General features: G+C 70.6%; 22 protein-coding genes. 8 read left to right on the top strand and 14 right to left on the bottom strand.

Features of this window, described 5'->3' with window-relative positions:
- Positions 1 to 106: 106 nt before the first annotated feature.
- The 4 genes from CHC09_RS30605 to CHC09_RS30590 form a co-directional block, all read right to left on the bottom strand.
- Positions 107 to 409, bottom strand: coding sequence for a hypothetical protein (locus CHC09_RS30605; protein ID WP_089296707.1), 303 nt, complete (start codon positions 407 to 409; stop codon positions 107 to 109).
- Between the two features lie 284 nt (positions 410 to 693).
- Positions 694 to 1,818, bottom strand: a complete 1,125-nt coding sequence (locus CHC09_RS30600; protein ID WP_143232675.1) for an SMI1/KNR4 family protein — start codon at positions 1,816 to 1,818, stop codon at positions 694 to 696.
- A 42-nt stretch (positions 1,819 to 1,860) separates the two neighbouring features.
- Positions 1,861 to 2,658, bottom strand: a complete 798-nt coding sequence (locus CHC09_RS30595; protein ID WP_089296705.1) for a hypothetical protein — start codon at positions 2,656 to 2,658, stop codon at positions 1,861 to 1,863.
- Positions 2,659 to 2,776: 118 nt separating this feature from the next.
- Positions 2,777 to 3,622: a hypothetical protein gene (locus CHC09_RS30590; RefSeq protein WP_143232673.1), complete on the bottom strand. Its 846-nt coding sequence runs from the start codon at positions 3,620 to 3,622 to the stop codon at positions 2,777 to 2,779.
- A 304-nt stretch (positions 3,623 to 3,926) separates the two neighbouring features.
- On the opposite strand from CHC09_RS30590, the gene CHC09_RS30585 reads away from it, so the two are divergent.
- Positions 3,927 to 4,277 carry a DUF1330 domain-containing protein gene (locus tag CHC09_RS30585; RefSeq protein WP_089296703.1) on the top strand — a complete coding sequence of 117 codons (351 nt, stop codon included), beginning with the start codon at positions 3,927 to 3,929 and terminating at the stop codon, positions 4,275 to 4,277.
- 71 nt (positions 4,278 to 4,348) lie between these two features.
- On the opposite strand, the gene CHC09_RS30580 is transcribed toward CHC09_RS30585, so the two are convergent.
- The 3 genes from CHC09_RS30580 to CHC09_RS30570 are packed head-to-tail and all read right to left on the bottom strand — an operon-like array spanning position 4,349 to position 7,405.
- Positions 4,349 to 5,458: a biotin/lipoyl-containing protein gene (locus CHC09_RS30580; RefSeq protein WP_089296702.1), complete on the bottom strand. Its 1,110-nt coding sequence runs from the start codon at positions 5,456 to 5,458 to the stop codon at positions 4,349 to 4,351.
- A 10-nt stretch (positions 5,459 to 5,468) separates the two neighbouring features.
- Positions 5,469 to 6,473: an alpha-ketoacid dehydrogenase subunit beta gene (locus CHC09_RS30575; RefSeq protein ID WP_089296701.1), complete on the bottom strand. Its 1,005-nt coding sequence runs from the start codon at positions 6,471 to 6,473 to the stop codon at positions 5,469 to 5,471.
- On the bottom strand, positions 6,470 to 7,405 hold the full coding sequence (locus CHC09_RS30570) for a thiamine pyrophosphate-dependent dehydrogenase E1 component subunit alpha (protein ID WP_089296700.1): 936 nt from the start codon (positions 7,403 to 7,405) through the stop codon (positions 6,470 to 6,472). The genes CHC09_RS30575 and CHC09_RS30570 overlap by 4 nt, the downstream gene beginning before the upstream one ends.
- 316 nt (positions 7,406 to 7,721) lie before the next feature.
- Here CHC09_RS30570 and CHC09_RS30565 point away from each other — a divergent pair, with 316 nt between their 5' ends.
- Both CHC09_RS30565 and CHC09_RS30560 read left to right on the top strand, forming a co-directional pair.
- Positions 7,722 to 8,831 carry a DegT/DnrJ/EryC1/StrS family aminotransferase gene (locus CHC09_RS30565; protein WP_089296699.1) on the top strand — a complete coding sequence of 370 codons (1,110 nt, stop codon included), beginning with the start codon at positions 7,722 to 7,724 and terminating at the stop codon, positions 8,829 to 8,831.
- Between the two features lie 8 nt (positions 8,832 to 8,839).
- Complete coding sequence (locus CHC09_RS30560) at positions 8,840 to 10,057, top strand: MFS transporter (RefSeq protein ID WP_089296698.1); 1,218 nt, start codon at positions 8,840 to 8,842, stop codon at positions 10,055 to 10,057.
- An 898-nt stretch (positions 10,058 to 10,955) separates the two neighbouring features.
- Here the strand turns inward: CHC09_RS30560 and CHC09_RS47195 are convergent.
- On the bottom strand, positions 10,956 to 12,209 hold the full coding sequence (locus tag CHC09_RS47195; RefSeq protein WP_203833248.1) for an acyltransferase family protein: 1,254 nt from the start codon (positions 12,207 to 12,209) through the stop codon (positions 10,956 to 10,958).
- Positions 12,210 to 12,370: 161 nt separating this feature from the next.
- Here CHC09_RS47195 and CHC09_RS30550 point away from each other — a divergent pair, with 161 nt between their 5' ends.
- The 3 genes from CHC09_RS30550 to CHC09_RS30540 all read left to right on the top strand — a co-directional run bounded on the left by CHC09_RS30550 (position 12,371) and on the right by CHC09_RS30540 (position 17,041).
- The gene (locus CHC09_RS30550) at positions 12,371 to 14,155 is read left to right on the top strand and encodes an asparagine synthase-related protein (RefSeq protein WP_089296697.1); all 1,785 of its coding nucleotides are present in this window, start codon (positions 12,371 to 12,373) and stop codon (positions 14,153 to 14,155) included.
- Positions 14,152 to 16,629 carry an NACHT domain-containing protein gene (locus CHC09_RS30545; protein WP_089296696.1) on the top strand — a complete coding sequence of 826 codons (2,478 nt, stop codon included), beginning with the start codon at positions 14,152 to 14,154 and terminating at the stop codon, positions 16,627 to 16,629. Before CHC09_RS30550 ends, CHC09_RS30545 begins: the two co-directional genes overlap by 4 nt.
- Before the next feature lie 106 nt (positions 16,630 to 16,735).
- Complete coding sequence (locus CHC09_RS30540) at positions 16,736 to 17,041, top strand: hypothetical protein (protein WP_089296695.1); 306 nt, start codon at positions 16,736 to 16,738, stop codon at positions 17,039 to 17,041.
- A gap of 43 nt (positions 17,042 to 17,084) precedes the next feature.
- Here CHC09_RS30540 and CHC09_RS30535 read toward each other — a convergent pair whose 3' ends face one another.
- Genes CHC09_RS30535 through CHC09_RS30525 form a run of 3 tightly spaced genes read right to left on the bottom strand, consistent with a single transcriptional unit; the run spans position 17,085 to position 20,238 of the window.
- Positions 17,085 to 18,194 carry a DegT/DnrJ/EryC1/StrS family aminotransferase gene (locus tag CHC09_RS30535; protein WP_089296744.1) on the bottom strand — a complete coding sequence of 370 codons (1,110 nt, stop codon included), beginning with the start codon at positions 18,192 to 18,194 and terminating at the stop codon, positions 17,085 to 17,087.
- A gap of 23 nt (positions 18,195 to 18,217) precedes the next feature.
- Positions 18,218 to 19,183 (bottom strand): NAD-dependent epimerase/dehydratase family protein, encoded by a 966-nt coding sequence (locus tag CHC09_RS30530; protein ID WP_203833249.1) that lies wholly within the window; start codon positions 19,181 to 19,183, stop codon positions 18,218 to 18,220.
- The gene (locus CHC09_RS30525; RefSeq protein ID WP_089296694.1) at positions 19,180 to 20,238 is read right to left on the bottom strand and encodes a Gfo/Idh/MocA family protein; all 1,059 of its coding nucleotides are present in this window, start codon (positions 20,236 to 20,238) and stop codon (positions 19,180 to 19,182) included. The genes CHC09_RS30530 and CHC09_RS30525 overlap by 4 nt, the downstream gene beginning before the upstream one ends.
- A 236-nt stretch (positions 20,239 to 20,474) precedes the next feature.
- Here CHC09_RS30525 and CHC09_RS30520 point away from each other — a divergent pair, with 236 nt between their 5' ends.
- Both CHC09_RS30520 and CHC09_RS30515 read left to right on the top strand, forming a co-directional pair.
- On the top strand, positions 20,475 to 21,068 hold the full coding sequence (locus tag CHC09_RS30520) for an acyltransferase (RefSeq protein ID WP_089296693.1): 594 nt from the start codon (positions 20,475 to 20,477) through the stop codon (positions 21,066 to 21,068).
- Positions 21,065 to 21,679 (top strand): hypothetical protein, encoded by a 615-nt coding sequence (locus tag CHC09_RS30515; RefSeq protein WP_089296692.1) that lies wholly within the window; start codon positions 21,065 to 21,067, stop codon positions 21,677 to 21,679. The genes CHC09_RS30520 and CHC09_RS30515 overlap by 4 nt, the downstream gene beginning before the upstream one ends.
- Here the strand turns inward: CHC09_RS30515 and CHC09_RS46660 are convergent.
- The 3 genes from CHC09_RS46660 to CHC09_RS30505 are packed head-to-tail and all read right to left on the bottom strand — an operon-like array spanning position 21,640 to position 23,939.
- Positions 21,640 to 21,789: a hypothetical protein gene (locus CHC09_RS46660; protein WP_179277349.1), complete on the bottom strand. Its 150-nt coding sequence runs from the start codon at positions 21,787 to 21,789 to the stop codon at positions 21,640 to 21,642. The genes CHC09_RS30515 and CHC09_RS46660 overlap by 40 nt on opposite strands.
- A gap of 39 nt (positions 21,790 to 21,828) precedes the next feature.
- Positions 21,829 to 23,079, bottom strand: a complete 1,251-nt coding sequence (locus CHC09_RS30510; RefSeq protein WP_143232671.1) for a hypothetical protein — start codon at positions 23,077 to 23,079, stop codon at positions 21,829 to 21,831.
- A 53-nt stretch (positions 23,080 to 23,132) separates the two neighbouring features.
- Positions 23,133 to 23,939 carry a sigma factor-like helix-turn-helix DNA-binding protein gene (locus CHC09_RS30505; RefSeq protein WP_143232669.1) on the bottom strand — a complete coding sequence of 269 codons (807 nt, stop codon included), beginning with the start codon at positions 23,937 to 23,939 and terminating at the stop codon, positions 23,133 to 23,135.
- Positions 23,940 to 24,224 lie beyond the last annotated feature (285 nt).

Here is a 24,224-nt window from a genome sequence, read left to right as displayed (position 1 = left end):
GGTCCTGGTGGTGGTGGCACCGATGCCACCGCCGGGACCAGCCCGAGCCGCTCTTGCCGGTCATCCCGACGGTCAGGGCAGGCGCTACCTTTCGGCCGGACCCGACCTACGGCAGCAGCCAGAAGAGTAACCAGAGTGGAACCGTCGCCATGTTGATCCATGCCAGCGTTCCCAGTCGGTCCCGGCAGAGCAGGAACGCGACGGTTATGATGTTGAACAGCTCCAGTGGCATGGTGACGTAGTCACAGATCGGGCGGCACCAAGCGTGTGGTCTGTGCGCCACATCAATGACGCCGATGTGAATGCCGAAAAAGGTCGTCGCAACGTCACGAACGAGATGGTAGGCGGCGAACAGCAGCACGCCGCCGAGCATCACCCGAGCGGCGAGCCGGTGACCCTGATCGACCATGGCGCGACGCTAGCAGCAGCATGTTTCGGCGGATCGAGGCTGAACGCCGAAGCCGCAGCTATCGAATCCCAGCGACCTATCCAGATGTACTGATCTGCCGCAATGCGTGTATGTCATTGCACCACCATGGGTCACCTTGGCCGAATCTGCCGCTCTTCGTAGAGGGCCACGGCCTCGGTCATGCAGATCGCGAGATGTTGGAAAGGGCTGCTGAGCAGTGGATTGCGTTGCGCTCTGTGCACGGCGGAGCCATCGACGAAGAGCTGGGCGCCGTGCCGGACTGGTCAGTGATTGTCGACTCTCGGAGTGGCGGCGATCAAGGTGGCCCGCTGCGGGGTGATCAGCGGGCTCAACACCGGATCGGTGAGCAGCGTCAACGGCGCGATGCACAGTGGGTCGTCGCTGTGCCACCGTGGCACCGCTGCGGCCAAGACCGACCAGGCTGCCTCGGTGTCGCCCTGGCGGGCGAGCTCGCGGGCCTGTTCCAGTGCTGCGGTGAACTCGGGCGGCTCTGGCGGCGCCGGCGCATCGCCGATCTCACCGAGCGTCTCCTTCACCAATTGCCGGGCCCACGCGCCGGACTCGCGCTGCAAGAACAGCGGCACGAGTTCGGCGCGCACTCGCCCGGCACCGACCGCTTCGATCACGTGCGGATGCCCGAGGACATCGTTTCGGATCCTGTGCTGCACGTCAGGCTGCAGGAACGCCGCCACGACGACGGCAAGGTACTGCCCCGCTCCCGAGCCCTTACGGGCTGCCGACTCGAACCGCTCAGCGGCCCCCTCAGCATCGCCTCGCAGGGCCATCCGCCGTCCCTCGGCGACCAGCTCAGCCGCCCCGGCCGGCTCGACCGCCCGCCCGTCGCGGGCATTGAGATCCTCGAACGATTCCCGTTCGGCGGCGACCAGATCGGCGAACGAATCGAAGCGGTCGCCGAGACCCGGATACCACGACGCCCAGACGTACGCCGCCCACTCGCCGTCGTCGCTGACATCCGCGGGATCGAGCAGCCAGTGGCATGCGTCCGCGTCGGCGGACACCAGTAGCGCCCGGGCCATCAACTCGTCGTCCTCGTACCCCATTTCGCACATCTCGGGCTCGATGTCCCGCAGCCATCCGACGTCGGCCGTGGTCCGCATCGTCCACACGAACGGCCCCATCTCGAGCCACCCGTCCGAGGCTTCCAGGAAGGCCCGGTACCCCGGGGGAAGCGCGACCCCGAGGCGCTCCTCGACGGCGGCGAGCGCGTCCTGTTCCGCGCCGGCGAACCCGAGCCACCCGGAGGCCCGCCGTTCGTCCCCCAGCTCGCTGAGCCGATCGGCGTCGGCGACCCGGAGGAAATCCGCGCTGTACCCTGCGAGGTAGTCTCGCCACTGCTCGGCCGTTCGGGGCCGCCCGCTCAAAGCCACGACCTACCTTAAGGTCACTCGCCGTCGCGCTGCTTGCGAGGATCAGTGCGCGACTGTGCCGAGATGGCCCCAGCCGTGCCAACGCCATCTATCCAGATCGGGCCAGTGCGCTTCGATCGCGTCGGCGAGGGCACCGCCGAACGCCACGGTGCCCTCGTGCGAGGCGTATGCGAGCCAGTCCTCGTGGGCATCGGTCCAGAGCCCTTCAGCACCGGTGTATCGCGGGCTGAACATTTCGACGTCCAGCAGGTAGTCGGCACCGTACTCACGCAGCTCGACCACCCGCTGCCGCCCCATCCCACGCAATGCTCGGCGGACCACCTCGGCACCCTCGGTGTGCATCACCGCGGCATCCGTCAGTACCAGAACACCCGTTGGTACCGGGCCGGCCAGCATCGGATGCCAGATGCCATCCTCGACGCCCCACCGGCGTCGCAACGGGAGGCGCCAAGCCGAGGACTCCTCAGTGGTGAGCACACGACGGTAGCCGAGCGGAGAAGTCCGGGAGTCCGGACATGAGGGCAAGGCCCGCACGATCGATCGGTACCGTTCCCGTTCGTCCTGGACGGCTCGGCCCTCGATGTCGTCGGCCGCCGACGAATCCGAGGGTTGTTCCACCTCTGCGGCCCGCAGCAATACTCCGGTGAGCGACTCCATACCCGGAAGGTTGTCCGGATCAAGCCGCTCAACCTGGTCCAGGATGTCCGCCACGAGGTTGTAGCGCGGATAGATGCGTTTCGCCTCCGGATTGGTGTCGCCGTGAACCCGCTCGGTATACCGCCGGGTGAGCACGTCGTACCGATCGATCAGGTACCGGCGCGTCGCGCAATGCAGAGACATGGCATCCACCCCGACATTCTGCCTTTCAGTCGCGCGCTCCCATCGAGGGCGTGACTCCACCGCTCCGCGCTCGACGTGCAGCGAGGGTCGTCGTGCTTCCATGCCGCCTTCGGGTGCGTCAGTTCGTTTCCGAGTCGACGGACCCGGACTTCTGCACAGGTGGCGGAATCGGCGCCCAATTCGATCGCAGGCCGGTGAGTTCGACGACCCGTAGGGTGGCGGAGGCGGCTGACTCCATCGCCTCCGGCGTTACCACTTTCTCGATCGATACGATGGTGAACAACTCGCCGTCCAGAAGGGTCCACGGCGGTATTTCGCCGTTCACATGGGCCTCTCTTGGTAAGTCGTGGTCGAGGCGCCGGGCGTCCACCGTGTCGTTGAAAATCGTTCGGAACCGTCGCCGGAACTCGTCCTCGCCGGCACGCTGCCGATAGACCGTTCGGTAACTTCGGACGGCGAAGTCCGGCGGTGACCCGGGAAGTCGCACGACGGCGAAGATGCCGCGGCCCTTCCAGCGGTCCGTGGCGTCACTGAGTCCGTCGTCGATCCAGGAAAGCTCACCGATGGTGACCGGGAGGCCGGCGAGTTCGCGGTCGAACGCGGACGTCACGGTCACCATGTCGGGCGCCAGGATGCGATTGGTCCACGGCCAGACGCGGTCTACGCGGCCACGGATCCAGCCGGAGGCGGCCTCCCATCGTTCGAAATCCCTGCGAACGCGTGCAAGCCGGCGTTTCTGCAGGAAGTTCCGTGGGACAGCAATCATCAGAAACAGCCCAGCGAGGACCGTCGGCGGTCGCCATCCCCGCATCCACTCGTAACGGCTCGCAAGATCAGCCATTCCGACTTGGAGAACCGCCCGCATCGTGGCATACAGCAGGCACATCGCGACGAACACGACGCAGATGACGATCGACGTCATCAGGCCCGGTCCGCGGCGATGATGCCGAACCCTGCCCTCCATGGCGGCCATGGTATCGACGGCCGCCACATGCGCAGGGGCCGACGCGGCCGATTTCGATCAGTGAGTTGACGCGCGCACGGTCGATGGCTGGGCGACGCGGGGACGGCTGCCATGTCCGGCCGTCGGGTAGGTCGCCGGACACGTCATCCTCGTCCGCGGCGACCGGGGAGCAGCCGCCGTCACGAGAACCGCTGGGGCGTGCGGTAGGGGACAGCGGAACGACGCACCTTTACCTCGCGGGTAATTGCCCGCCGCGGTGCGTGGGCGGCACGATCGGGAGCACGATCGCACCGGGAGGACCGAGATGACCGCATACGCCGTCGCCCACCTGCGTACCACGTCCAGCCACGACGACGTGATCACCTACATCGAACTGATCCAGGAGACCATGGACCCGTACGGCGGCCGCTTCCTCGTACACGGCCCGGAGGTCGAGGTCGTGGAGGGGGAGTGGCCGGGAACGCTGGTCCTGCTCGCCTTCCCGGACCTGGACTCGGCCCATGACTGGTACGCGTCCCCGGCGTACCGGAAGATCCTGCCGTTGCGGACCGCCCACATCGCCGGCGACATCATCCTCGCCGAAGGCGTCGCCCCCGGCTACGACGCCCGGCAGACCGCCGCCGCGATACGCGCGGCCGCCGAGCCGGAGTCCTGAGAGCCGGCGCGGACAGGAGCGCGCCGGCTCCAGCCGTATCCGAACGTGGAGCCGGCGGTCGAACGCCGATCTCAGCGCCGCAGCGGCACCACCGTCGTTGTCACGATCTTGGTCTTGACCGCGTGCTCGGCCGGGACCGAGCTGACGATCACCGCTCCCGACGCGATCGCGGCGTCGTCGCCGATGACCACGTCCGGCTCGATCACGATGCCGGTGCCGAAGCGGATGCGGGAGCCGATGGTGACCTTGCCGGAGGTGTAGCAGGACGGCCCGCTCGCGTTGTCGGAGCCGATCACGCTGTGGTGATCGAACGAGTTGTACGCCGAGAAGAAGTTGTTGTCGCCCATCCGCACCCCCGTGGCGACGTGGCAGAACGCGCAGATGATGTTGCCCTGCCCGAGCTCCACATCGGTGGCGATCTTCGCGGTCGGGTCGATCGCGTTGGCCAGCGGGACGCCGGCCGCCGAGCACGCCTCCCGGAAGCGGGCGCGGACGGCCGGCGACTTCCCGATCGCGATGATCGCCGCGTCGAAGACGCCCGTCGCGAACAGCTCGGACAGCCGGCCACTGCCGCCGACCACCGGCACCCCGTGCACCTCGGCACCCCACCGGGAGGTGTCGTCGTCGACGATCGCCACCGCCTGCTGGGTCCTGCTGCCGGCCAGGATGTCGAGCACCTGGGTCGCGCCGAGCGCCGCCCCGATGATCAGGATCCGCTGCCGCCCGGGCGCGCCCACCAGCGGCTCGGGGAGCGTGTCCGGGACCGCCGGAGCGACAGCGGCCTCGACGTCCTTGACCGTGATCAGCCGGTCGAGCTTCAGCGTGGACAGGTCGACGCCCAGCTCGGCGGCGCGCTGCACAGCCTTCACCGTCGCCCGCGGGCCGTCCGGGGAGGGCGCGGCCGCCGCGGCGGCGGCCTGCTGCTCGATGAACGAGGAGCGGGCCGCGGCATCCTCGAAGAGGTGCGCGATCGGCTGCGAGAGCGGCACCTCGGTCCCCTTGGCGGCCGTGTGCAGCAGCACCCCGCCGACCGGAGCGAGCACCTCGAGGACCGCCTTGCTCGTCTCCACCTCGGCGAGCAGCTCATCCTTCTCCACCTCGGCGCCGTCGTCGGCGAACCACATCACCAGGATGCCGTGTTCGCTGTTGACGTCGTTGGTGGGCACCAGGACGGGATTCACCAGAGTCTCCTTAGCGGGCGGCGGCGCGGATGGCCGCTTCGATCTGAGCACTGCCGACCAGGATCGACGCTTCCTTGGTCTTCGACGACGGGATGACGGTGGCCTCACTGGCCACCACGTCCACCGGCCGGCGAAGCCTGCCGAACAGCCTGCGGGAGATGACCGACGCGGCCTCGGTGCCCCAGGACCAGCCGTCGGCGCCCTCCTCGACGGTCACGAGCCGGCCGGTGACCGCGACCGAGCGTTCGACCGGTGCCCAGTCCATCGGGGCGATCTGCGCCGGCACGAGCAGCTCGGCGAAGATCTCCTCCTCCATGGCGAGGCGCTCGATCACCTTCGCGGCGAGCATCGCCTGATAGCCGTACGCGAGAACGCTCACCGTGCAGTCCTCGACCGGCACCGCGGAGAGGCGGACGGTGGGCAGCGGGCCGCCCTCGCTCGTCGCCAGCAGGTCACCGATCCGGCCGTTGACGGGCAGCGTCAGGTGCTGCGGATAGAGCAGTTTGTGTTCGACGTAGAGCACCGGTTCGTCCCGGCCGAGGAAGTCGGAGAACACCTCGCGCGGGTCGTGAAAGAGCGAGGCCGCGACGACCCGCAGGTGCGGGACGCCGAGGAAGTGCTTCTCCAGGCTCTGACTGTGGGTCGGGCCGTACCCGCGATGGCCGCCGGTCGCGGCGCGCACCACCACCGGGCAGGTCGCCTGGCCCGCGTACATCGCCTGGTATTTCGCTATGTGGTTGACCACCTGGTCGAACATCAGGGTCAGGAAGTCGCCGAACATCACCTCGGCGATCGGGCGGTAACCGGCCAGGGCCAGGCCGGCGGAGACGCCGGCGATCGCGCCCTCGCTGATCGGGGTGGTGCGCACCCGCTGCGGGAACGCCGTCGACAGGCCGCGGGTCACCTTGAACGCGCCGCCGTACGGATCGGCGATGTCCTCACCGAGCAGCACCACCCGTGGGTCGTCCGTCAGCGCGCCGCGCAGCGTGTCCCCGAGCTCCTTCGCGAAGATCACGGCAGGGCCCTCGCCGTCGCCACGACCTCGCCCAGAGCGGTCTCCACCTCGTCGTCGATCCGGCGCCGGTCCGCCTCGTCGAGGCGCTGGCCGTGCACCAGCAGCGGCTCGACCAGCCAGCGGTCGGCGATCTCCCGCTCCGGCCGCTCGTCGTCGCTCTTCGAGTGGTGACACAGCCGGTACGTGTGGATCAGCAGCACCCGTGGACCGGCACCGGCGCGCACCAGGCCGACCTCCTCGCCGGCGATCGCGCTCAGCTCCTCGACGTCGGTGCTGTCCACCTCGCGGACCGGCACCCCGAAGGCCGCGAACCGAGCGGCCATGTCACCGGCCAGGTTCGCCGCGATCGGTGTGCTCTGCGCCCACCGGTTGTCTTCGCAGACCACCAGCAGCGGCAACTTCCACAGCGCGGCCATGTTCAGGGTCTCGTAGACCACGCCCTCGCCGAGGGTGCCGTCGCCGATGAACACCACGCTCACCGCGTCGTTGCCGGAGAGCTGGTTGGCCAGCGCGATCCCGGCGGCGTTCGGCACGATGCCGCCCTGTACGCCGTTGGACTTGAAGCCGGGCGCGCAGATGTGCTGGCTGCCGCCCATGCCGCGGCAGACCCCGGCCTCCTTGCCCATGATCTCCGCCAGCAGCCCCAGCGCGTCACCGGAGTGGGCCAGGTAGTGGCCGTGGCACCGGTGGTTGCTGAAGATGTGGTCCCCCTCGGCCAGGTGCTCGATGACGGCGACCGCGTCGGCCTCCTGCCCGATGCAAGCGTGCGTGGTCCCGTTGAGCGCACCCTCTTCGAAGAGCTGGAGCAGCGTCTCCTCGAACCGCCGGATGAACCGCATGCGCCGGTATCTCCGCTGGTCGAGTGGTTCGCCGGCGAATCCGGTGAGCCGCTCGTCGCTCCCGGTCCGCGCCGGCGCGAGCGCCGTCGACATCAAAATGTGCCTCCCCCTGGCCGCCCCGGAGGGCGGTTGATCCCAGGCGAACCCTACCGACGCGTCGATGTCCTATGCAGACACCTTCAGTCATCGTGGAAGCGCCGGGGATCGTCGAATACGAGCCGAACGGACGGCCCGCCCCACCCAACGGGTGGCACCGGCGTGCTCGCGGCGCTGACTACAGTAGACGAGCCGTTCACGACGCACCGTGACGAAGACCGCGTGCCGGATAACCGTCAATGGGCTGCCGGAGCGATCTTTGCGGCGATAGTGTCCGTCCACTCCAGACCCCTCTTCCGGGAGCGCATAAGACATGATTCCGCTCGTCGATCTGCAAGCCGCGCACGCCGAGGTCGCCGAGGAGGTGGACGCGGGGTTCAAACGGGTGCTCGCCACCACCGGGTTCGTCGGCGGTCCCGAGGTCGCGGCGTTCGAGCGTGAGTTCGCCGAGTTCTCCGGCGCGGCCCACTGCGTCGGCGTCGCCAACGGCACCGACGCGGTCGAGCTGGCCCTGCGCGCGGCCGGGGTGGGCCCGGGTGACGAGGTCGTCGTGCCCGCCAACACGTTCGTCGGCAGCGCCGAGCCGGTCGTCCGGATCGGCGCCCGCGTCGTGCTCGCCGACATCGACCCGGACACCTACCTCGTCGACGTCGACCGGATGCTCGCCGCGGTCGGGCCGAAGACCAGGGCGGTCGTCCCGGTCCACCTCTACGGTCAGCTCGCCGACGCCCCGCGGCTGCGTGCCGCGCTCGAGGGCAGCGGCGTCGCGGTGGTCGAGGACGCGGCGCAGAGCCAGGGCGCGCTGCGGCACGGTCGCGGCGCGGGCGCCGACGGCATCGCCGCCACCAGCTTCTACCCGGGCAAGAACCTGGGCGCCTACGGCGACGCCGGCGCGGTCCTGACCCCAGATCAAGATCAAGCGATTACGGTACGGACCTTGGGCAGCCACGGCGGCCTCAAGAAGTACGTCCACGACATCGTCGGCGTGAACAGCCGTCTCGACGCGCTGCAGGCCGTGGTCCTGCGCGCCAAGCTGGCCCGCCTCGGCGCCTGGAACACGGCCCGCCGCGCCGCCGCCGCCCGATACCACGAGCTGCTGGCCGACGTGGACGTCGTCCTTCCGGCCACCCTGGACGGCAACGAGCACGTCTGGCACCTCTACGTGATCCGTGTCCCGGGCGGCCCCGAGCGCCGCGACACCGTGCTGTCGCGCCTGCACGAGTCGGGTGTCGGCGCAGGCATCCACTACCCGTACCCTCTGCACCTGACCCCCGCGTTCGCCGACCCCGCGTTCCCGGCCGGCAACTTCCCGCTCGCCGAGCGGGCGGCCGGTGAGATCCTCTCGCTGCCGCTCTACCCGCAGATCACCGTCGACCAGCAGGAAGCGACCGTGCGGGCGCTCGTCGCCGCGCTTAAGGACTGAACAACCGCGTGTACATCACCATCCGGGACCGGCCCGCCGAGAACCGGGCGGCCGGCCCCAAGGCCCGGGTCGCCACCACGGTCGTCCTGCTCGGCGTGGTCAGCCTGCTCACCGACGTCTCGTCGGAGATGGTGACCGCCGTCCTGCCGCTCTACATGACCGCCGAGCTCGGGCTCAGCCTGCTCGCGTACGGCGTCGTCGACGGTCTGTATCAGGGCGTCAGCGCCCTGGTCCGGATCTTCGGCGGCTACCTGAACGACCGCACCAACCGGCCCAAGTGGGTCGCCGTGTTCGGGTACGGCATCTCCGCGCTCAGCCGGATCGCCCTGATCCCCGCGCACGGGTTCGCCGCGATCACCGGCGTGGTCACCGCCGACCGCCTCGGCAAGGGCTTCCGCACCGCGCCGCGCGACGCGCTGATCGCGGACGCCTCGGATCCGGCCGTGCTGGGCCGCGCGTTCGGGGTGCACCGCACCCTGGACACGATCGGCGCCGCGCTCGGGCCGCTCGCCGCGTTCGGGCTGCTGCTGCTCGTGCCCAGCGGCTACACCTCGGTCTTCGTGGCGTCGTTCGGGTTCGGACTGCTCGGCGTCGCAGTGCTGGTGCTGTTCGTGCCGGACCGGCGGACCGCCGGCGGCGGCCTGCCGGCCCGCCGGCTCTTCGCCGAGCTGCTCAGTCCTCGGCTGCGCCGGCCGCTGCTGGCCGCCGGACTGCTCGGCCTGCTCACCGTCAGCGACGGCTTCCTCTACCTGTCGCTGCAGCACAGCGGCGGGTTCGCGGCGAGTTGGTTCCCGCTGCTGTACGTCGGCACCAACCTCGTCTACCTGTCGCTGGCCATCCCACTGGGCCGGCTCTCCGACCGGGTCGGGCGGGCGAGGGTCTTCGTCGGCGGCCACCTGGCGCTGCTGCTCACCTACCTGGTCGCCGGCGGTTCGGGCGGCGGCCTGATCGCCACCCTGGTCGCGCTCGCGCTGCTCGGCGCCTACTACGCCGCCACCGACGGCGTGCTGCCCGCGCTGATCAGCAAGCGGGTCCCGGCCGCCGCCCGGGGCAGCGGGATCGCGGCCGCGCAGACCGTGGTGGTGCTGGCCCGGTTCGCGGTCTCGCTGGCGTTCGCCGCGCTGTGGGAGGGCATCGGGCCGCAGTCCGCGCTCTATCTGGCCGCCGGTCTCCTGGTGGTCGGCATCGGAGCAGCCGCCTGGCTGCTGAAAGGTATCGACGCGTGACCCTTCGCTCCAGATTGGTGGCGTTCGCCGCCGTCCTCGTGCTCGTCGTGGCCGGCACGATCCTCTTCGTCCTGCAGGTGCGCCGGGAGCGGGAGCGGGCGGCCGCGGCGGCGCCCCCGGTCGCGGTCACCGACCTGGCGACGGTGACCCGGCAGCCGCACCTGATCTTCCGCAGCACGGCGATCGGTGACGACTACGGCCGGGTCGCCGCGGTCCCGCTCGGTGACCCGTCCGGCCCGCGGGCGTTCACCGGGGCCAGCTGCGATCGCGTCTACGCGCACCGGGACGAGGCGGTCTGCCTGTACTCGAAGCCCGGCCTGGTCACCACGTACCAGGCCGAGGTGCTCGGCGCGGACTGGGCGGTGCGGCGGTCGCTGCCGCTGGCCGGGGTGCCCAGCCGCACCCGGCTCTCCCCGGACGGCGCCTGGGCGGCCACCACCACGTTCGTCTCCGGCCATGCGTACTCCACACCCGGAGCCTTCTCCACCGAGACCCTGGTGACACCGCTCGGCGCCGGCGGTGGCAAGAGCCTCAACCTGGAGACCGACTTCAAGTTGTACGTCGGTGGCAGGCGCAACACCGCCCGCAACCGCAACCTGTGGGGCGTCACGTTCACCGGCGACGGCGACCACTTCTACGCGACCGCCGCGTCCGGCGACAAGACCTGGCTGGTGCGGGGCAGTCTGAAGACCCGCGAGCTGACCGCGTTGCGTGCGGACGCCGAGTGCCCGTCGCTGTCGCCGGACGGCACCCGGGTCGCGTTCAAGACCCGCAACGGGCAGGCCGAGGGGCAGTGGACCATCGCCGTCCACGACCTCGCGTCCGGGGCGGTCACGCTGCTGGCGGAGAAGCACAGCGTGGACGACCAGATCGAGTGGCTCGACGACGAGCAGGTCCTCTACGGCCTGCCGCGCTCCGGCAGCGGGCCCTCGGCCAGTGACGTGTGGGTGGTTCCGGCCGACGGGACCGGCTCGCCGCGACTGTTCGTCGCGGACGCCTGGTCGCCCGCGGTGGTCCGCTGACGCGGCTTCCAGTGCTTCAGCGACATCGCCGGGCGTTCGATCAGGTGCCAGGACGGGATCGCGAGGGCGAACGTGCCGGCCGTCGTGAGCAGCACGTACGGGAGCAGGCCGAGGCCGGGGGCGCCGAGCAGGGCGAGCAGTTGCTGCACCGGGAAGGCGTAGATGTAGAAGCCGTACGAATAGTCGTGGTGCCGCCCGACGCGCTGGAACGGCCGGGGCAGCCGAACCGCCAGCCACAGCACCAGGTAGGCGAACGCGGGGTAACCGACGACGTCGAAGCCACCGAATCGCAACGACGCGGCCAGCACCACGGCGGCGATGATCGCGCCGGCGTCGTTGAGCACGATGCGTCGCCGGTACACCTCGAAGAGGGCGCCGAGCAGGAACACGTAGGTGAGGTAGACCAGCGAGTACGTGTCCAGGGCGCCGATGCCGAGGAACGGGCCGTGGTCGCCCTGCGGGCCGGGGATCCGCGGCGCGGCCAGGAAGTCCCGGACGATCACCGCGAAGAGGCACGCGGCCAGCACGGCGACCACCCAGCGGGCCCGCTTGAGCACGCCGATCACGGCCAGACCGGCGACCATGAAGTAGCAGAGCACCTCGTACATCAGGCTCCACAGCGAACCGTCGAAGACCGACGTCCCGGTGAGCCGCCCGTACGGCGTGTCCAGCAGCAGGCCGGAGATCCCGTACTGCCGGACGGCGATGGCGAGATTGTTCAGCACGTAGCCGAACGGGCCGCCCGGCTCGGTGAACACGCCGGCCAGGCTGCCGCGCTCGATCAGCGCGACCACCGGGGCGAAGACGAACGCCGTGACGATCAGGCACACCCACAGGCCGGGCAGGATCCGCAGGCCGCGGTGCCAGAGGTAGCGGGGGAGCGGGACGCGGCCCGCGCTGCGGGTGATCAGGAACCCGGAGATGGTGAAGAAGCCGAGGATGCCGATCTCGCCGAGCACGGTCTGCCCGTGGCTGAGGCCGCCACCCGGGTCCTCCTCGCCGTAACCCAGCGGCAGGGAATGGGAGACCAGGACGGCGAAGGCGAACAACAGGCGAAGAAAGCCGAAACTGTTGTCCGGGGCGGAGAAGGCCGAGTCGACGGTTCGCCGCGTCCAGATTGGAGCCCGCATCAGAGCAGTAAACCATGCAGGATGAACATGATTCCAACAGGTCGGAAGAATGACAGCAGCGGTACGGGAAATGCGGGCCGAATGTCGGATTTCGCTGGCCACCCGGCGCTTTCTCGTGACCTCTGTGGATACTAGGGTAAACGCATGATTGGTATTGATCGGTGAGATCGTTCCTTGCGGTTTCCGGGCAGCTCGCGATTTCCGGCGGCGCTGAGCTCCCGCCCGCGGTCCTGGCACACCTGACCGGCACGCCGACCGTCACCCGTACCGCCACGGGTTGGGTCGCGATGGACGGCCCCGACCCGACCGACCGGGTGGAGAGCGGGGCCTTCACCGTTCGGCTCGGCAAAGCGGCCCGGACCCGGGGCGGTGACGTCTCGACCCAGGCCCTCGGCATCCTGCTGCGCGAGGGCGCCAAGGTCGACGGCGCCCCGCTCGCCGCCCTGATCCCACCGTTCGCCGCGGCCCACAGCGACGGCCCGGACGCACCGGTGATCGTGGCCACCGACTGGCTCGGTTTCCGCCAGCTGTTCTGGTGGCAGGGGCCGGGCGTCGCCGCGGTCTCGACCAGCGCTCTCGCCCTGCGCGCGCTGGCCGGAGCGGAGCTCGACCGGCCGGCCCTCGCGGTCCAGAGCCTGGTCGGCTGGCAGGTCGGCACGCGCACCGTCTTCGCCGGGGTCGACAAGGTTCCCGCCGGCAACCTCGCGATCCTCGAGAACGGTGCGGTGACCCTGCACCGCTACGTCGAGGAGTCCCTCGCCGTTGGTGGCCCGCCGCCGTCGGTCGAGGAGGCCGCCACCGAGCAGGCCGCCCTCATGACCGAATTCCATCAGGCGTACCTGCGCGACCATCCCCGCTCGGTCCTGCAGCTCACCGGTGGGCAGGACACCCGGGTGCTGCTCGCGGCGATCCCGCCGGACCTGCGCCGGGGCCTGCCGGCGCTGACCCTCGACGCGCACGGCGGCACCGACTCCCGGTTCGCCACCCGTCTCGCCGACCTGACCGGCCTGAAGCTGCACATCCACTGGCTCGACGACGGCCCCGAGGTCACCCCCGGGGAAGCCCACGAACTGGCCCTTCGCGCGGCCCGCGAGCTGGACTGCATGGCCAGCCCGCTCGCCCTCGCCCCGCTGCTGCGCGCCGAGGCCCGGCTCGACCAGGGCCACCGGCTCTCCGGGCTGGGCGGCGAGACGTGCCGCGGCTTCTACTACTTCGGCCAGCCGTCCGGCGCCACCACCGCCCCGAAGCTCATCGAGAAGCTGGCGACCTGGCGCCTCTACGCGAACGAGGCCGTCGAGACCGAGGCGCTGGAGCCCGGCTTCGCGGCCTCCGCCCGCGCCGACGCCCTGGAGGTGATCACCGCGTCGTTCGACGGATACCCGTCCGACTGGCTCGCCGCGACCGACCACTTCTACCTTTACCAGCGGATGCAGCGGTGGTCGGGCGCGCACGGCTCGTTCGCCGCCGCGAACCGGCACTTCATCAACCCGATGTTCGACCGCCGCTTCATCCAGCTGGCCCACGCGGTCCGGCCCGAGGAGAAGCGCGGCGGTCTGCTCACCGGCCGCCTGATCAGCCTCCTCGACCCGGCGCTCGCCGCCGTACCGCTCGACTCCGGCCTGATCCCGAACCGCCTCGGCCGGCCCGGCCTGGCCGCCCGCACCGCCGCCGCCCGGGTGACCGCCCGGAAAGCCGCCCGCAAGATCCGTCAGAAGCTCCGTGGCCAGGGCCGCCCCCAGCTCGGCGCCGCCGAGATGGCCGCCCTGGTCGTCGCCCACTGGCGCTCCGAACCGGACGCGGCGGCCCCGCTGCGGACCACCGGCCTGGTCCGCGAAGCCTGGCTCGCCGACGTCCTGGCCGGCCGCACCGCACCGGCCCCGGCAACGGTCGCCTTCCTGGTGAACCTGCTGGCCATCGCCGATCCGCGTGCCGCCCGGCAGACATGACCGCCGTGCGGGCGCTGCTCGTCGGTGTGGTGATGGTGGGCGTGGTGGCCGGCGTCGCGGTTCTCACCGGGGGCGATCCGCTCGACACGATGGACAAGGTGTCCAGCGTCGGAGCGTTCGCGGTCGCCGTGATGGCCGTGGTGGTGGCTTGGCGGCAACGGCCACGGGCACACAAGGCGGCGCCGCGGATGTGGCCGTCCCGGCACCGCCATCGGTACTTCACGTGGCTCATCGCCCGCAACCGGGACCTGGACATCCGCGGGCTGGGTACGCAGGGGCCGTACTCGCTGGAGGTGGAGAACGTATACGTCGACGTAAGTCTCGTACCGCGGCCGATCCACCAGGCCACCGGCGATCCACTGGCCAAGGTCAGCGACGAGCCCATGAAACGCCGGGAGGTCTGGAGTTTCCTGACGGAGTGGCCGCCACGGACTCTGGCGATCGTCGGGCCGCCGGGTGGGGGCAAGACGACCCTGCTCAAACACCTGACGCTGGCTCTGGCCTCGGGGCGGCCGCCGACGCGATCGCTGGGCGGCCGGATCCCGGTCTTCCTGGCGATCCGGGACCAGGCCCGGGCCATCTCGGAGAACCCTGACCTGCCGCTGGTCCGGCCGCTGACGGCGACGATGCCGAAGGAGCTCGCCGGCGCCGGGTCTTGGGTGGAGCGGCAGCTTCGCAACGGCAACTGCCTGATCATGTTCGACGGCCTCGACGAGGTCGCCGATCCCGTTCAGCGACGGCTGGTCTCGGCCTGGGTGGAACGCCAGATCGCGGCGCACCACACCAACGGCTTCGTCATCACCTCACGGCCGTACGGATACCAGAACAATCCACTGACCTCCGCCGACGTGTTGCAGGTACGGCCGTTCACCGACGACCAGATCGAACGGTTCATCCTCCGCTGGTACACGGCGACCGGGGTCCGGCGTACGGGTCGCAGGGACGACGTGGTGCTGTCCGACGCCCGGCAGCAGGCCGACGACCTGTTGCAGCGGCTGCGTGACAACCTGCACCTGTACGAGCTGGCGGTGAACCCGCTGTTGCTGACGATGATCGCCCACGTCCACAACTACCGCGGTGTGCTCCCCGGCGGGCGTGCCGAGCTGTACCGCGAGATCTGCCAGGTCTTCCTCGGCGGACGACAGGCGGCGAAGGGACTGACCAGCGACCTGACGGCGGATCAGCGCGAGTCGGTGTTGCGGCAACTCGCGCTGGAGATGATGAAGGCCCGGAAGCGGGACATCGAAGAGGGGGCCGCCGCGCGGCTCATCCGTGCCCAGCTGGCGCGGGTGGCGCCCGGGGTGCAGCCTGAGGTGTTCCTGACCGAGACCGAGCAGCAGAGCGGCCTGCTGCTCCAGCGGGAGAGTGGCGTGTACGCCTTCGCGCATTTGACCTTCCAGGAGTACCTCGCCGCCGTCCGACTGCGGGAGCGGGGCCGTGACACGTTCCTCGCAGAACGCACCGATGACCAGTGGTGGCGTGAGGTGACGCTCCTGTACTGCGCGAACACGGACGCCGGGACGATCGTGGAGGCGTGCCTGCGGGAGGACAGCGCGCGATCCCTTCTGCTCGCCTCGGATTGCGCCGAGGTGGCTCGAGAGCTCGATCCGCTGATCCGGGACCGGCTGGAGCAGGTGCTCTCGGCCGGGGCGCAGTCGGCGGACGTCGATCGGGCGGCAGTGGTCGGAGAGGTCATGCTCGTCCGCAAGCTGCGCCGGGTTCGCCGCCTGGGCGCCGGGGTGGTCCTCGTCGACGCCCCGATCACCAACGCGGAGTTCGATCTCTTTCTCCGCGTCACGATGGCGCCGGAGCATTGGCCGGTGCACTGGACGAGCAGCATCGCCGTGCGCCACCCGGACCTTCCGGTGACCGGTCTGACCTCCTCCGCGAAGGTACCGTTCTGCTCCTGGGCCAGCTCCGTGACCGAGTGGAGCTACGAGGCCGAATCGACTCCGGGGGCGGCGTTCGACTTCGATCCCGACGCCCTGGACTCCCTGGGCACCCAGGTCGTGGACTGCCTGTCCTACGCCAAGATCTCGGGCAATTACCGCCGGTCGAAGGACATCTTTCTCGGCGGCGTCATGTCCCCGGCCGGGGGCGTCGGTCCCGGCGGAAAGGAGATCGTGGAGCAGCTGAGCGACGAGATGCGCCTCGTCACCGAGGCCGACCTGTCGCGCGGCATCCAGCGGATCAGCGACAGGTTGCGGGCCGAGGAGAACTGGTTCGAGGCACTGCGCCTGCTGAGTGAGGTGCAGTCGTTCTGGTTCCACTGGCAGCGGGACCCGGCGCGGGAGCCGGTTGATCTGATGCCGCTACTGGTCAGCGTCTGCCGCCTGGCCGAGTCGGCCGGGGGAAGCCCTCGTCCATCGCTGTTCCCCGAGGTCGTGGCAGTTCTGGACAGCGCCGTGATGCTGTATTGGTGGGCCAGCGGCGCGGTCACTCCGACAGACCAGTTCTGGCTTCGTCGCGGTTGAGGGTCTCCCCGGCCCCGGCTCTCGCCACCCTGCCGCTGTGAGGCGTTGCACTGGCTCTTGCCCGGGCCGTGCCTGCTGGGTTGGGTGGGCGCATGGTTGTGATCATGTGAGCCGGGTGGGGTCGGCGGTTGCCTACTACGGTGTCAACGCGCTCTTCTGGGCGCTGGTGACCGCGGTTCATGCGGGCCTGACGATGCTGGCCTTCGCTTCAGCTCGGCATATCGTCGACGCTCTTGCCGGGATGACGCTCGTATTCGTCTGCGCCGCATTGGTGTGCAGCATCGTGGTGCTGGACGTCGACGACTGGTGGGACGACTTCCGGGAGCAGAACCGCCTCGCGGTCGTCTGCGGAGCATTGCTGGTCGCGACGCTCCTCGGCGGCATCGGTATCGGTTGGTGGATCATGAGCTGACGGCCGGCGGGAGACCTTCGGGAGGGCTCCCGCCGGCCGGCTCTCAGGCGAGTTCGCGCAGGATGTCGACGATGTACCGCTGATCGTCCTCGGTCACCTTGTGGTGCAGGGGCAGGATCAGCGAATCCCGGGTGATCCGCTCCGTGACCGGCAGCGGCGCCGGGCTCACGTCCGCGTACGCCGGCTCCAGGTGCGCGGCCATGATGCCGCGCCGCGCCGAGACACCGCGCCGGGCCAGCTCGGCGAGGACCTCGTCCCGGCCGGTCCGGTACGGCGCGTTGATCAGCACCCAGAACGACTGGAAGTTGCTCTGGCCGTAGGCGGGGTCCCGGACCGGGACCAGGCCGTCGATGTCGGCCAGCAGCGACTGGTAACCGGCCGCGAGAGCCCGCCGCTGCCCGACCAGGCCGGCGAGCCGGCCCAGCTGTACCAGGCCGACCGCGGCCTGGATGTCGGTCATCCGGTAGTTGTACGCGGTCTCCAGGTACGCCTCGAGCACCGGCTGCGCGCTCGCGTGCCGGTCCGCGGCGGACACGTTCATCCCGTGCTCGCGCAGCCGTCGCAGCCGGGTGGCCAGCTCGGCGTCGTCCACGGTGACCATGCCGCCCTCGCCGGTGGTGAGCACCTTGCGCGGGTGGAACGACCACGCGGCCACCGCCGCGCCCGTACCGGCCGGCTGACCATAGGCGGTCGAGCCGGCGGCGCAGGCGGCGTCCTCGACCAGTGCCAGGCCCCAGTCCTCGGCGGCCTTGCGCAGCGCGGCCGTGTCGAACGGGACGCCGCCCTGGTGCACCGCGATGATCGCCCTGGTGCGCGGGGTGCGGACCGCGTCGATCGTCTCCACCGTCAGGTTCCCGGTGGCCAGGTCCACGTCGGCGAAGATCGGGGTCGCGCCGACGTAGCGGACGGCGTTCGCGGTCGCGATGAACGACAGGGACGGGACGATGACCTCGTCGCCCGGACCCAGGCCGTGAAGGACCAGCGCCAGATGGAGCGCGGTCGTGCACGAGCTGACCGCGACACCCTGAGCGGCGCCGACAGCCGTGGCGAACTCCTGCTCGAACCGCGCGACCCGCGGGCCCTGGGCGACCCAGCCGGACCGGACCGCGTCGGCCGCGGCGAGCGCCTCCTCCTCCCCGAGCATGGGGATCATGACGGGGATCTTCCGGACGTCGCTCACTTCGACGACCGCCACCAGTCGACCAGGCCCTGCAGGCCCTCGGTGAGGCCGATCTCGGCGCGGAAGCCGATCTTCTCGAAGGCGGTGTCGGTGTGGGCGAGCCGGCGGGTGACGCCGTTGACCGCGCGGGCCGGCCCGTGCTCCGGGGCCAGGTCCGACTTCATCACCGAGGAGAGCGCCGCGGCGAGGTCCTTGAGGCTGGTCTCGGTGCCGGAGGCGACGTTGAACACGTCGTCGGTGACGTCGGCGCGGGCGGCCAGGATGTTGGCCCGGGCGATGTCCGCGACGTGCACGAAGTCCATGGTCTGCAGGCCGTCGCCGAGGATCAGCGGGGGAGTGCCGGACTCGATCCGCTCCATCCAGCGGATCAGCACCTCGGTGTAGAGGCCGAAGATGTCCATCCGCGGGCCGTACACGTTGAAGTAGCGCAGGGCCACGTAGTCCAGGTCCTTCATGGCCTTGAAGCTGCGCAGGGTGGCCTCGTTGAACGCCTTGGCCGCGCCGTAGAACGTGTCGTTGTTGTACGGGTGGTGGCGCTCGGTGGTCGGGAACTGCTCGGCCAGGCCGTACACCGACGCCGACGAGGACGCGATCAGCTTCTTGACGCCCGCGTCGGCGGCCGCCTCGATCACGTTGAACGTGCCGTCGACGAGGACCTCGTTGGCCAGCCGCGGCTCCTCGGCGCACTGCGTGATCCGGATCGCGGCCAGGTGGAACACCAGGTCCTGACCGGCGGTCACCTCGCGCACCAGGCCGACGTCGCGGATGTCGCCCTCGACCAGCTTGACCGGGCCGCTCTCCAGCGCCCAGGCGAGATTGTCGCGCCGGCCGCGGACGAAGTTGTCCAGGACGACGACCTCGGCGGCTCCGCCGCGGATGAGTTCGTCGACCACGTGCGAGCCGATGGTGCCCGCTCCGCCGGTGACGAGGGCGCGCGCGCCCTCGATCGATACAGCCGTCACGCCATGTGCCCTTCGTTGAGCTCGATCATCGTGCCGCCCGCGGCGAGGCTGCGGGAGGCGGCCTGCAACAGCTCCAGCACCCGCAGTCCGGAGCGGCCGTCGGTGAGTGCGGGCGTCTTCGTGGTGATCGCCCGCGCGTACTCCTCGACCATGGTGCGCAGCGCCTCCCGCTCGGTCAGCGCCGGTGCGACCATGTCGCCGGAGCGGTACGAGACCAGGATGTCGCGGCGCTGCTCGTCGCCGAGTTCGTCCGGGGAGGCCACGTCGACGCCCCGGTCGTAGATGGCCAGCCGCTGGCTGGGGTTCAGGTCGTCCCACACCAGCGTCCGCTTCGAGCCACCGAAGATGGCCGTCCGGATCTTCACGGGGGAGAGCCAGTTCACGTGGATGTGCGCGATCGCGCCGTTGCTCAGCCGCAGCGTGAGGTAGGCCACGCAGGCCCGGCCGGCGCCGATCCCGTCCGCGCCGTGCGCGGCCACGGCCACCGGCGTGACACCCTCGGGCAGGACGAAGTCCAGAATCGAGAGATCGTGCGGCGCGAGGTCCCAGAGCACGTCGATGTCGCGCTGGACGAGACCGAGATTGATCCGTACGGAATCAAGGAAGTGCAGCTCACCCAGCTCGCCGGAGTGAAGCAGCTCCCGGATGCGCAGCACCGCCGGGGTGTAGCAGTAGGTGTGGTCGCACATCAGGGTCAGACCGCGCTCGTCGGCCTCCTCGACGAGTTGGCGGCCCTCCTCGTAGGTGGCCGCGAGGGGCTTCTCGACCAGCACGTGCTTGCCGGCCCGCAGCGCGGCCAGGGCGACCTTCAGGTGGGTGCCGGCCGGGGTGGCGATCGCGACGGCCTGCAGGGCGGGGTCGGCGAGCACCTCCTCGAGATCGGCGGTGACCCGCACGGTGGAGTAGCCGCCGAGGACCCGGCGGGCCCGCTCGACGTCGAGGTCACAGAGCCAGTGCAGCCGGAACGACTGGCTGGCCTGGAAGTTTCGGACGAGGTTGGGGCCCCAGTACCCGGCCCCGATGACGGCGATCCCGATCGGCTCGGACGCGTTCAACAGACTTCCGTTCTTTGTCGGGTCAGCACGGACTCACAAACCCTAGGCAAGCTATCCATCCCTTTAGGAGTGACGCTAGATCGCTGTCGTATTCCCGCGCGCCCGGAGGCGGAAGCCGACCCGTTCGGTCGTTCAGGGTAGACCAATGGTCACATTGGAGTCCGACGTCGTCTTCCTGACATCGGGCTTGGGGAGCACCCGCTACCCTGTCCGCGACTTCTTGTGAAAGGCTTTCCATGACCGATGTGACGGTGGCTCCGACGGCCGATGTGGACTCCCGTGCTCAGATCGGCACCGGCACGCGGATCTGGCATCTGGCCCAGATCCGTGAGGACGCCACGCTCGGCGTCAACTGCAACATCGGCCGCGGGGCCTACGTCGGCCCCGGCGTGACCATCGGTGACAACGTCAAACTGCAGAACCACGCCCTGGTGTACGAGCCGGCCCGGCTCGGCGACGGCGTCTTCGTCGGGCCGGCCGCCGTGCTCACCAACGACGAGTACCCGCGTTCGATCACCCCGGAAGGCGTGCTCAAGACCGGCCACGACTGGGTCGCGGTCGGCGTCACCGTCGGCGAGGGCGCGTCGATCGGCGCGCGGGCGGTCTGCGTCGCCCCGGTCACCGTGGGCCGCTGGGCGCTGGTCGCGGCCGGTGCCGTGGTGACCAAGGACGTGCCGGACTTCGCCCTGGTCGTCGGTGTGCCGGCGCGGCGGATCGGCTGGGTCGGCCGGGCCGGCAAGCCGCTGGCCCCGAAGGGCGACGGCGTCTGGGTCTGCCCCGAGACCGGCGCTTCGTACCTCGAGGCCGACGGCGTGCTCACCGAGGCATGAGGGGCTGGGGCCCCAGTCCCGCTCTCCACCTCGGGTGGCTCTGGCTCCTGTTCCTCCTCGGCGCCTTCGTGGTCCTGGTCGGCGAGGACGGTGACGACCAGGCCAGGGCCTACTTCAGCGGTACGCCCGGCAAGGTCGCGCCGTTCCGGGACTGCGTCTGGGCCAAGGAGGGCAAGGCCCACGGCTGGGCGTGCCGTGGCGTCTTCACCGGCGGCGGCCTGCGGGTCAACGACGTCCGCATCCGGCCGCTGCTCGACGAGCCGCCGACCGGCCAGGTTCCGGCCGTGATCAGCGGCCCGGACGCCACTACCGCCTGGACCGACGACGACTGGCGCCTGCTCCTTCCGGCCGCCGGCAGTCTGCTGATGGTCCTGATCCCGGCCGGCATGACGTTCGCGGTCTACCGCGAGGATCTGGTCGGCCCGATCAAGAATTGGCGGCGTCGCAGGCGCGTGCGCGGCGAACTCGACGAGGTCCAGGACGGGCTGGGCGACCTGCGGCGCGACCTGGCCGCGCTGCAGCGCGACATCGATGACCTGCAACGGAAACTGAACGCCGGCCCACCGGCCGATCAGGGTGGCGACGCCGGTCCCGGCGTGAACTCCTCGTAGTTGTCGCGGCGTGGACTGCGCCGGCGGCGCGGATCCTGGACGTCCTGCGCGCGGCGGGACTCAGCGGCGTGGCCGAGAACGGTCACGGCCACCGCCGCGTCCTCGGCCACTACGCCTCCTTCCGTGCCGCGGCCTGACCGCGCGGCGGCTCAGGAGCCGGTGCCCCAGGCGGCCATCGTCAGGGTCACCCCCTTCGGCGTGGTGCCCACTGTCGATTCCACGTTGATCCGGACCAGCGCCGGACCCGACGGGTCCGCGCCCGACCTCATCAGGCAGTACGTCCGGTTCTCCCGAAGCTCCAGGGTGGAGCCGGACGGGCGCTCCCGGATCGCCCTCGCGCAGTCACCGGACGTGGCCGCCTCGTCGGCGACCGCCGCGGTCCGCACGTTTCTGAAGGCGTGCAGGTACAGCCCGCCGGTGTACCTCGACTCGAAGACCCGCATGTCGCCACCACCCTCGGCCACGGCGGCGTGCGGCTTCCTCAGGTCGATGGGTCGCGAGCGTGAGGTCGCCAGCGGGACGACCACCACGGTCGCCGGGTAGAGCTCCCGGAACGGCGAGTCCACGGTGCCCGGCGGCAGCGCCCTCGTCGCGATGGCAGGCGCGGCTCCGGGCACGACCGTCGGCGCCGCCCCGGGCGTGGCGGTCGGCGCCGGGACCGGCTCGGTGGACCGGATCAGGGACGGCTGCGGTGGACCCGCGTACGGCGCCGCGCCCATGAACAGCCAGTCGGACGAGGCCACGCCCGTCGCGCGGCCGTCGTCCGCCGTGTCGGCCGGCGTGAGGCCGGCTCGCGGGTCTCCGGTCGCGTCCGGGACCGGGTCCGGCGGAGTTCCCGTCGTGCCCGGGCGGCCCGGCTCGGCGCCGTCCACTCCCGTACCGTCCGGTTCGGTGGGTGACGGTCCAGCGGCTCCGGCGGTGCTGCCTTGCGGGAGCCGGCCGGTGGCCATGCGCCCGTCCGGCTCCCGGACAGCGGTCCGGGAGCCGCCCGGGACTCCGTGCGGCGCGGGGCCACCCGGCCGGATCCCCGGCTCCGCCAGCCGGTGGGCCGAGACCGCCGGGTACGGTCCCACCGGATCCAGCGACCCCGGCTCCCGGGCCGGGGTCGTGGCCATTCCGGTGCCCAGCAGGCCCGCGGCCACCACCCCCGCGAAAGCCAGGACCGCGGGCTTCAGCCGGTCACCGGAGACAGCGCGTTCCGCCCGCCGGGGCTTGGGGACCGCCTGGCGGCAGGCGGTCGTTGTATGGGAACGCGGGCTTCGCGCCGGCGAGATCTGCCGCGCCCGCCGCCGCAGATCCGCCAGTCCCGCCTCGGCGTCGAAGACCAGTCCGGCCACCGCCTGCCGTTCCGCCTCGGCGACGAGGTCCTGCTCCTCCGGCGTCAACGTCGGCCTATCCACGGTCGCTCTCCTTCTCGGCGACGAGGTCGTGCTCGTCCGGCGTCAACGTCGGCCTATCCACGGTCGCTCTCCTTCCGGGCCTCGAGCTTGGGTCGCAACGTCTTCCTCGCGTGTTGCAGGTGGGTGCGCACCGATGTGGCGCCGATCCTCAACCGAGTGGCGATCTCGTTCGCGGACCAGCCCTCGCCGAGCAGCAGGATGACCGCCCGCTGCCGCTTCGGCAGACCGCGTACCAGGTCCAGCGCGTCGGTGTCGCCGCCGTCGTCCTCGTCGAACCGTACGAACGAGCTGAGCCGCTCGGACAGGTCGGCGTCGCGCACCCAGCGCCGCCGCACGTTCTGCACCGCGTTCTCCAGGGCGGTCGAGGCGTATCGGAGCCGGGACTCCGGTGGCTGCGGGCACAGCATCGCCCAGCGCTTGTAGACACCGACCAGGGCGTCCTGGGCGGCGTCGGCCGCGTCGTGGCGGCTGAGCCCGCGGGTTATCGCCCGCCCGACCAGTCTCGGGTACGCCTCCCGGTAGAACTCCGCGAAGCCGTCCTCCGCCGGTTCGTGCCCGTCGTCCGCCGCGCCCGTTGTGGTCTGCCCGATCCCCGTGGCGGCCGGTGTGGCCGGCCCTGTCCCGGGCGCGGCCGGTGTGGCCTGCCCCGTCCCGACGACGGACGGTGCGGCCTGTCCTGTCCCGAGGGTGGCCGTTTCGGGCTGCCCGATCCCGGAAGCGGCCGCTACCAGGTCGTCTCGCCCTGCCCGTCGAGCCGTGACCGGAGTGATCCGCTGGGCCGCGGCCGGAGCCGCGGCCCAGCGGGCCGGATGCTCGGGATCACCGTCGTCACCCGGCGTCTCGGCGGTGACGACCTTCACCACGTGGTCCCGCCCGTTCGGTCCCGGCCCCGGCGCCAGGCGGCCCGAAGATCCAGGTAAGACCGCCGTCCACAGGCCCGATCACCGGTACGTGCGAGAACGCTGTTGCCGCCCTCACCGCCGGGTCCGGCTGTCACAAAGCTGATCCGATGGCCCATCGCCGCACTTGTCAACGGCTCCCATATGTCCACGATTCCCCCCGTGACTCTGGTTTCAGTGGCGGTACCCGGACTTCAACACCACCACTTTTGCCAATAGAACGGAGTTACCCCGCGAAACGTCTAA

The organism is Actinoplanes regularis (assembly GCF_900188005.1).
GTDB classification, from domain to species: domain Bacteria; phylum Actinomycetota; class Actinomycetes; order Mycobacteriales; family Micromonosporaceae; genus Actinoplanes; species Actinoplanes regularis.
This window is presented reverse-complemented; position numbering and strand designations above follow the sequence as displayed.

Bases quoted from the DNA above. Each gene is read 5' to 3' on its own strand.
- CHC09_RS30535 (WP_089296744.1), bottom strand. From the start codon at position 18,194: ATGATCCCCATGCTCGGGGAGGAGGAGGCGCTCGCCGCGGCCGACGCG.
- CHC09_RS30590 (WP_143232673.1), bottom strand. From the start codon at position 3,622: ATGGAGGGCAGGGTTCGGCATCATCGCCGCGGACCGGGCCTGATGACG.
- CHC09_RS30520 (WP_089296693.1), top strand. From the start codon at position 20,475: ATGACCGATGTGACGGTGGCTCCGACGGCCGATGTGGACTCCCGTGCT.
- CHC09_RS30605 (WP_089296707.1), bottom strand. From the start codon at position 409: ATGGTCGATCAGGGTCACCGGCTCGCCGCTCGGGTGATGCTCGGCGGC.
- CHC09_RS30570 (WP_089296700.1), bottom strand. From the start codon at position 7,405: ATGTCGACGGCGCTCGCGCCGGCGCGGACCGGGAGCGACGAGCGGCTC.
- CHC09_RS30565 (WP_089296699.1), top strand. From the start codon at position 7,722: ATGATTCCGCTCGTCGATCTGCAAGCCGCGCACGCCGAGGTCGCCGAG.
- CHC09_RS30545 (WP_089296696.1), top strand. From the start codon at position 14,152: ATGACCGCCGTGCGGGCGCTGCTCGTCGGTGTGGTGATGGTGGGCGTG.
- CHC09_RS30595 (WP_089296705.1), bottom strand. From the start codon at position 2,658: ATGTCTCTGCATTGCGCGACGCGCCGGTACCTGATCGATCGGTACGAC.
- CHC09_RS30515 (WP_089296692.1), top strand. From the start codon at position 21,065: ATGAGGGGCTGGGGCCCCAGTCCCGCTCTCCACCTCGGGTGGCTCTGG.
- CHC09_RS30585 (WP_089296703.1), top strand. From the start codon at position 3,927: ATGACCGCATACGCCGTCGCCCACCTGCGTACCACGTCCAGCCACGAC.
- CHC09_RS47195 (WP_203833248.1), bottom strand. From the start codon at position 12,209: ATGCGGGCTCCAATCTGGACGCGGCGAACCGTCGACTCGGCCTTCTCC.